The organism is Sulfuricurvum sp., assembly GCF_019163035.1.
Lineage (GTDB): Bacteria > Campylobacterota > Campylobacteria > Campylobacterales > Sulfurimonadaceae > Sulfuricurvum.
Genome location: NZ_JAFLKV010000155.1, coordinates 2,788 through 11,595, shown reverse-complemented (window position 1 = coordinate 11,595; position 8,808 = coordinate 2,788). Strand labels below are relative to the sequence as shown.

Below are 8,808 nucleotides of genomic sequence, written 5' to 3'. Positions count from 1 at the left end.
CCTGCAATGAAAATATATGTTCCCTCCATGATGTAAGATCAGACCCTAAATGCTCGGTGAGCATCACTAACATTTTAAGTTTAGTGCTGTCGGTAATGATGCTCTCGCTATGTTCTTTCATAAAAGTTCCGAGTGAAGAGAGGGCATACGCTAACGCAGTAAACTCAAAAAGGTTGTTGATGGCTTTGACATAAATACCCAAAACACCGTCGGTAAATTGTCGAATATTATCAACTGTAGGATCATTCTCTAGTGTATGAAGACTCTGAATCCACTCTTCATCTAAACTCACAAGATCACGAATTTCATCGAGGACATCCCCTCCGATCTCACGGACATAATCAGCCGCCGTCGTTTTAAGGAGAAAACTTTGACGAAGCATCTCTTGCTCTTGGGGATCGATATTACGTGTCTCTTTTTCCACTATCGGCTCATGTATAGGAGTGATAGGTATTATTTCTGGTTTGGAGAGTTTAGGGGGATTTTCTACTGAGCACTGTTGCTCCGGTAGAGGTTTTATATTTTGCTCGTTTATCGCTAAACGGATACAAGCAATATTGTTACGGATAATACAATTTGGCTGTAAATCTTTTACCATCTCTTCCATTTTCGGTTTTAACATCACCGGATAATCAAATTTCATCGTTATAAAAACATCTTCAAAACTCTCTTCGATGATAATACTGACACGATCATCTTCTTTGATTCCTTGGCGCATCAACTCATAAAAGAGCTCAATCATCGGGTCAACTTTTGAGCATGATACGGCGAAATGATCTTCACAGCGTGAGAGAATCCATACTCCAAAATCCATCATCCCCTCAGCATCATTGATATCAAACAGGGTTTTAAAGTGACGGATATCCGAAGAAAAAGGATTGAGGGCTTCTTTCGTCGATAGCTTAGAGTGTATCCCATCTTTCGAACGCAAGAAAGCACCGAAGCTTTGTAATTTAAATCGAATCAACTCTTTGTCAATCGGTTTATGGAGATAAGCAGCTATACCTATAGCTGCCATATGGGCTTCCATCTGAGGATCAATAACGGCAGTTACCGCCATAATAATAGTTTCGGGATAACGGCTTTTGATTATTTTTGAAGCTTGAAACCCATCAAGGCGAGGCATCATCACATCCATTAAAATGATGTGAGGGTGCCATGATTCAGTCATCTCTATAGCATCGATCCCGTCGATCGCCTCTTTAATCTCAAACCCATCCATTTTTCGGCAGATGGCATTGAGGACTAAACGGTTGTCTTCGACATCATCGACGATTAAAAGTCTTAAGTTTTTCATCTTACACCATTGAGTTTGTATTAGAATTTATAATTCCATTTTTAAATGTCGGTAAGTGTAATACTAAAAAGTCACAAAAGAGTCACAGGATAATTATTTTCCTTTAAAATTACAACATCATTACAAAAATAACTCTATTTAGTGTTTTAAATCTATTGTATTGGAAATCGAAGGGTGAAAAGAACCCCATCTCGTATGTTTTCAACGCTAATCGACCCGTGACAATGTTCATCGATAATCGTTTTGGACATATAAAGTCCTAATCCGGTTCCATTCTCTTTCTTGGTCGAAGTATACGGAGAGAAAATCGTTCCTATAATCTCCGGTAAAATTCCACCTGCATTGTCTTCGACAGTGATGATGACCGAATGTTCTTGCTGATCGGAATAGATAAGAATACGTGGATCAGGTACTGCCCTCTCCTCAAAAGCATCTTGCGCGTTTTTAATGAGGTTTAACATCACTTGAATCAACTCATTATCATAGATACGGTAATCATAGTCATTTAAATGTTCAACAGTGACATTGATATTTCTATTCATCAGCGAGTGTTCCACAAGCTCCAGAGTTTTGGAGACAATGATCGAACTTTTTGTCACTGCCATCTCTTTGTCTGGCTTGAAAAAATCTTTAAAATCGCTGATCGTGTGTGAGAGGTGCTGAATTTGTATCTCCATCTCATCGAAACTTTGGACAATATTCTCTATTGTTGAGCGTTCCAACATAATATTGATTTTTTGACGACTTATCAAAGCACCCATAATCGATAAGGGTTGACGCCACTGGTGAGCTATCATACTGAGCATCTCTCCCATTTGAGCTTGGCGTGTTTGCATTAGGAACAATCTATCTTTCATGTTCCGTTCTGTGACGTCATCTTGGATCGTGACAAAGTTGATAATCTCATTTTGGGTGTTAAAAATAGGAAAAATGGTCGAAGCACAGTCGCGTAACTCACCGTTTTTCATCCGGTTGATGATGGTTCCGCGCCAAAAAGAGCGTTTTTTGCTGATAGTTGACCACAAATCTTCGTAAAAAGATTTAGGATGGCTACCTGAGTTGAAAAGCCTCATTTGCTTATTAATTAATTCACGGCTGAAATAACCGGTCAATTTTAGAGTTTGATTGTTAACATACTTGATCACTCCGTTGGGGTCGGTGATGATGGTAGCCAGAGGAGTTTGATTCACCACTTGAGATAAGCGGTCGATCATCTCTTCTGTACGTTTGGTTTCAGTGATATCTTGGATAGTACCAGAGAATTTTTGATGGTCATTTTCCCAATATACTTCTGCACGTTGATGGACAGTTCGGATGTTACCATTTGCCGTGAGAATTCGGTGTGTAACATCATAACGTCGCTCACCGCTAAATGCTTTTTCGACTGCATCTTGGATCAATTCAACATCATCAGGATAAATATGGGCAAAAAACCAATCATTGTCAATCGAAATCGAAAATGGTTTCAGTTCATAAATCCGATATGTCTCAGCAGACCATATAATCTCATTACTGACACTATCATATTCCCAGCCCCCGACATGAGAGATTTGTTGTGCTTTATTGAGTTTTTCTTCATTTGATTTTAGGGTGTCGTAAAGGAGTGTATTTTTGTAAATGATAGCTGCTTGAGTCAGAAGCAAGCGAAGGGTCTGAAGCGTATCGGTATTCAGAGGAGTTGATACTTCTTCATTTTCGAGATAGAGTACCCCGCGTACACTCCCCTCAACCAACGTGGGAATGGCTACGGAGGATATTGGACGATGGGTTCGAAAATAGTCGTCATACTGAAACTTTCCACTTTCGGAGGGGCTGTTTTGTACCACTTTGTGTTGTGTGTCGATCGCGTGGGTAATCAGATGAAACGGTACAAAATGGGTATCACTCAGTTTTGTGTGGTAAAGATCAATTTTGCCATTTTTAAAGATCATTTCGGCACTGGTATAAAATATCTCCTCTTCTTTAAAGATGAGTACCGCTTTGCTCGCCGTCGCATTTTCCAAAATTGCCTGCATCAATGTCTGTAACAGTTCTTTTTTTTCCATGCTTTGCGAGAGAGCGTAATATGATTTTAAGAGGCTTCTATAGTTGGTCGGTTCAGCACGCAGTAGTGATGAGTTTGATGAGTTACCCAATGGTTCCATCGTGGGTGTAGTATTAACATGAAGTTTAGATTTGAGCCGTTCAGCCGATCGGTAAGCCCCCCATTGGTTAAGCCCAACAACGGCTTCGCTAAAATAGAAGCGGCTTAAATCCTCAAACCGTTTCGTGCTCCAAAATCGTCCGGCACACATTGCACTGGCAACAATATTAAAAGGATTGTTGCTGCGACGTGCCTCATTTAGCGCTTTATCAAAATATTTGGCAATATCCCAGTAGGAATTTCCTCCTTTAAATCTTTTGGCTTGAATGAGTAATTTCCAAAATTTGAATTCTTTTGGCGAGGAGAGGGAATACGCTTCGCACTGTTTCAAATCATCTTGTAAGATCACTTCTTCATTAAGTGTTAACGGAGTGGTTTTTTCTAACAAAAGAAGTACGCGAATGGGATGCAGTCTTATTTTTGGGAACATGATCACTTCGTTTGCTTCACTGCGGACAAATCGGTGCAAATATTCTAATCCCTGATCAATATTGCCCTCGATCCAACATGTTTGGGCTTTCAGTATCCCATACCATGCCAGAGCCGGAAAAAACTGTTCCTCTTCCCATAAAGCTATGGCAGATGCTTCATCTTCGAGCGAGGGTTCATCTCTATCTTGCCACATTCTGAGCACTGAGTGGAGAACCTCAAAAATAGCAATCATTTTTTTATCACCGGAATTTAGAAGGAAATGGCTCTCTTCGAGAATATTTACACGAAGGGATTCAAGTGATTTTCCACAGAGGTATTCACTCATGTGCATAAGAAAATTAGCCCACGTTCCGAAAATGATATCACCGTTTATTTTGCTTTGATGGAGACTTTTTTGATACAAAGGTATGTTGCGCTCTAGCGGTTTAGTATAGGGACTAATGAAGTTCGCCATAAAATTATGAACTTTTGGCAGCATTATCTGATCGCCAAAAAGGTGGTTAAGTTTTAAAGCTGCTTCACCAAATCTATACGCCTCTTTATAACGACACTCACTCACCATCTGTGCTCCGTATAGAACATATCCAAATGGTGATCCATTTGTGTTTCCGTGACGAAATGAGACCTCAATTATACTCAAATATGCCCACTCCATGAGGGGGATATCAGCTAAATAATACGCGGCTTCCCAATAATTGACGAGTATTGCTATGATCCTATCTTTGGCATGGCTTTTGATTTTCGGCAAACGGATAATAGCTTCTGCCTCTTCGGCAAAGGGGTGCATACCGATGTAATGTTTTAGTCTATCAACCTCTATTTTAACTTTACAGCTATCCTCTGGCGTAGCCATTCCCAGTGTATTTAAAAGAGAATTTCCAAAAAGGAGTAAAGACTCAAATCCTCCTCCTTTTGTCACGCACAAATCTTTAAAGAGGGTAAAACAGATTAGTCGTTCAGGCACTTTGGTAGAGTTATCCATCAATATTTGAAGTGATGAATGTGCCTCGGCATGGAGAGAATTTAGATACAAAACTTTTATTTTTAAGACTTTAAAATCAAATGCATCGCTATGTTTTGATTGTAATAATACTTCATTAAAACCATTCGTTTGCATCCATCTCAGATGATCCAATGCCAACGAATATGAGCCGCTAAGCACCATCTCTCTAAATGCTTTTAGGTTTAAACGGAAAGTATGTTTGTGCCATTTTCCCCTGTCATGAGTTTGATTGAGATGGGATACGACACTGATAATATCATTGTAATCCCCACTTCGGTAGGCGCGCTCCAAAAATTCTCCGATTACTCGATGGATTGTCTCTTTTAAGGTGGGAGAAATCGAAGTAATCACATGATCTTGAATCATATCATGGACAAATTGGTAATGTCCTCCAAAAAGTTCAATAAAGCCTTTGGACTCTAATCCCTCCATCATCGTATCAGGATAGTTTAGCTTTGACATCATTTTGCGTGTTAGATTGGCATCAAAACGATTACCTAACACCGATAAATAGTGCAAATAACTCTGCTCTTGGGTTGTAAGCTTTGAAAATTTGTCGGTAATCAATCCGGCGATGTTGACGGTGGATCCATAAGAGCGAATCTTTTCGATCTGAAAATGCCATTTTCCCTTCTTGTAAAGGATCTCTTTCGCCTCAATCAAATTATAAAGAAGTGTTTTGATATAAAATGGGTTCCCATCTGTTTTTTTGTAGATGATATCGGATAGTGCATCTATATCCCGCCCATCCGTTGCTAATAATGTTTGAAACATACTCCTTACGTCAAATTTTGAGAGGGGCGTGAGATCAAAAATATACAAAGAAGAAAAACGATTTCCTCTGATTTTTTGGACAAAAGCCAATGAATTTGGATTTGATGATATTTCATTTTCTCGATAACTGAAAATAAAGTGAAGATTAGGGACATTCAACTGAAAAATTGTTTTGTGAATCAAATCAAGAGATGCGGCGTCCGCCCACTGTACATCATCCATAAATATGACCAGTGGAGCGGTATCACTAACAATCAGGGTTAAGAGTTGCTGAAAGGCATAAGGGAGTTGATGATGCATCTCATCTCCTGCTGTGATGACTACTTCCTTAGTCAGAAGCATTTCACGTAATTCAGGAAAATAATAGATCAGAGTCTGAGTACTGCGTGTATCTAAATGAAAAGGTTTATTTCCATTTAGATGGCGTTTCCATACCATTTTAAGCTGTGTAAAAAGCTGTTTTATACTTAAATAAGGGTGAGAGGATCGGTATTGCTCAAATTTTCCCCGAAGGATATGGCTGCCTCCGGTATTTAAAAGAGTTAAAAACTCTTCAACAAAACGAGTTTTCCCTACCCCTGGAAGACCTGAAACTACCAGACGAACTGATTTATGAAGTGAAATTTCATCTACTGCTTCTTTGAGCAAAGCCAGCTCAACATCTCGACCGAATATATGGTCCCCAAAACGGATGGAGGGTTGATCATGGGTACCGATTTCGAATGGTAGTATCTGTTCATCGGTATTGAGGGTTTGAAGTGCATATTTTAGATCGTAGAGCAAAGCCTCACTGTTTTGGTACCGCTCATCTGCTTTTTTAGCCGTAAGTCGGTTAATGATCGAGGCAAGCACTTCGGGGAAATCATCAATAATGGTCTCTATTGGGGTAGGTCGAAGAGCAATCTGTTTGTGAATCAGTTCGTAACGATCTTTTGCTTCAAATGGAGAATGCCCTGAAAAAAGGTGATAGAGCGTCATCCCTAAACTGTATAAATCGCTTCGAGAATCAATTTTTTGTTTCGTTCTACCCGTCTGCTCCGGTGACATGTACATCAAATTTCCCGAAGTCCCGACATCAATATCACTGTTATATCGAAAGTGGTTATCGTGTATCGAGTATCCGAAATCGATAATCTGGAGTTCTTTTGTATCTCTGTTGTATATAATATTTTTTGGATTGACATCTGCATGAATAATATGTTTTTGGTGAATAGTATGGAGAGCTTCTGCGACTTTTATGGCGATATTTAGCCCTTCGAAAATGGAAAAACGGTGCTCTAATACCATTTCATACAGGGATCTTCCTCCAATATCCTCAAATACATGGAGATATTCTGAAGGTTGTGCAACGATTTCGATTAATTTAACGATATTTGGAGATTTAAGAGATGAGAGAATCAATTGTTCATTCATAAATTGAGTTACTCGATGCTCTAAAATTTCTCCCGGTTTGAGCATTTTGATAATGACTTGTTGAGCATCACTTGTACGTAAGGCTCTGTATACTACCGTAGAGACATTTTCGTGCAGGGTATCGATAATTTGATAGTTACGACTAAACAATGAGTTCCTTTATTATTTTAGTACTTAAGGAGAATTTTAGGTTATTGTCATGTATTAGAAATAAGATTAGTTATGATTTGTTTATATTTAATACTATCACACTCTATCAATTTTGAACTTTCGGCGGACTTAAATCGATACTGTATGAAATTATTTTTTCTGAGGCTAAGTAATAATAAACAAATATTATATTAATGATCTAAATCTTAGTACAATAACAACTGATTTTAGGTATTATCAAAAAAATTAAAACATAAGTATATTCATGAATGCTAATATTTTAAATCGTATCAAAGTACTGGTTAAAAAAACATACTACACCAATGAACGTTTTCAAGTTAGTGCGACGTTCGCACTTCTCTACCATGAAGAGCCGCTGAATGTTATCGAGTTGTCAAAATACGTTCGAATTTCTGACCATTTAATCCAGGTTGATGAGAACCATTATTTTATTATTTTTGCTTTTACGGAACAAGAAAATGCCTATAAAGCGGCGCAAAATATTATTCATAATTTAGACAGCTATTCTAATAACCACACGACTTGTATCGCGGTTGATGCTTTTGATAAAACTAAGACTCCTGAAAATGTTTTAAATCGATTGAAACAAATTCTGAAAGAAACCCGAAAAAGCTCCTATATACGAGTGGAAACGGATGATATTTTAGATAGATAATTCTTCCCTCTTTAGCTCCTTTTAACACCTTATTCCTTATACTCTTACCAAATTCATAGAAGTGAAACCCGTGGACTCTTTTCAAAATCTTGCTCTTCTCGAAAACCTTTACCGACTAAAATCATTGGGCTATAACTATGTTGACCCTATCACGCCTAACATTCAAACTCCATTATCATCCCTCCCAGATACGTTAAACACGTTAGGAGAGAGTATTTCTCGATGTTATCTGTGTGATCTAAGTAAATCCCGCTCTCAAAGTATGATCGGTTATGGTGAAACTAGGGCGAAATTAATGTTTGTCGATGCGTATGTTTCGGCGGCTGAAGATGAATCCTCGGAGTACTATGTCGGGCGATCAGGGACGATGTTGCGCGATATGATCGAAAAAGTGCTCACATTAAAAGTCGAAGAGGTTTATTTTACCCACGCCGTAAAATGCAAGCCCTTCGGATTTCAAAACCCATCTCCCAGCGAATGCAGCAGTTGCGCTCCGTTTTTATCTAAACAGCTTGAATTGATCAAACCGCGTATTATCGTCACTCTCGGAGCCGATGCGTATCAACTTCTCAGCGGCGATAGCAGCGATTTCGAACGTGTGCGGGGAGAAATAATCCCCTTTGGTGATGCCATTATCATCCCTATGTATCACCCCCTCTATCTTATCCGAAATCCCTCTCTCAAAAAAGAGGCGATGCGTGATTTACAGACGATTAAGGCTCAGTTATTATGATGTTTTTACGGATTATACTAATGTTATTGCTCATGGCTATCGGTGTTGAGGGACGAGATATTATTATCCAAAAATCATCCGATCCTGCGAGTTTGATGCAACTGATCGAACCCTCAGATAAAACGATTAAAATCGCGCTCATATCCTCACCCAGTGTGATCGGTAAATACACTCAGTCCGTTTATAA

At 38.9% G+C, this 8,808-nt stretch carries 4 protein-coding genes; 2 read left to right on the top strand and 2 right to left on the bottom strand.

Annotated elements, in window-relative coordinates; translation table 11 throughout:
- Both JZU62_RS10975 and JZU62_RS10970 read right to left on the bottom strand, forming a co-directional pair.
- On the bottom strand, window positions 1–1,297 hold a 1,297-nt coding region (locus JZU62_RS10975; protein ID WP_295014757.1), incomplete at its 3' end, for a response regulator.
- A 152-nt stretch (window positions 1,298–1,449) separates the two neighbouring features.
- Window positions 1,450–7,212: a protein kinase gene (locus JZU62_RS10970; protein ID WP_295014754.1), complete on the bottom strand. Its 5,763-nt coding sequence runs from the start codon at window positions 7,210–7,212 to the stop codon at window positions 1,450–1,452.
- Window positions 7,213–7,477: 265 nt separating this feature from the next.
- On the opposite strand from JZU62_RS10970, the gene JZU62_RS10965 reads away from it, so the two are divergent.
- Together JZU62_RS10965 and JZU62_RS10960 are read left to right on the top strand one after the other, a co-directional pair.
- Window positions 7,478–7,888: a hypothetical protein gene (locus JZU62_RS10965; protein ID WP_295014752.1), complete on the top strand. Its 411-nt coding sequence runs from the start codon at window positions 7,478–7,480 to the stop codon at window positions 7,886–7,888.
- 70 nt (window positions 7,889–7,958) lie between these two features.
- Complete coding sequence (locus JZU62_RS10960) at window positions 7,959–8,621, top strand: uracil-DNA glycosylase (protein ID WP_295014749.1); 663 nt, start codon at window positions 7,959–7,961, stop codon at window positions 8,619–8,621.
- Window positions 8,622–8,808: the final 187 nt, after the last annotated feature.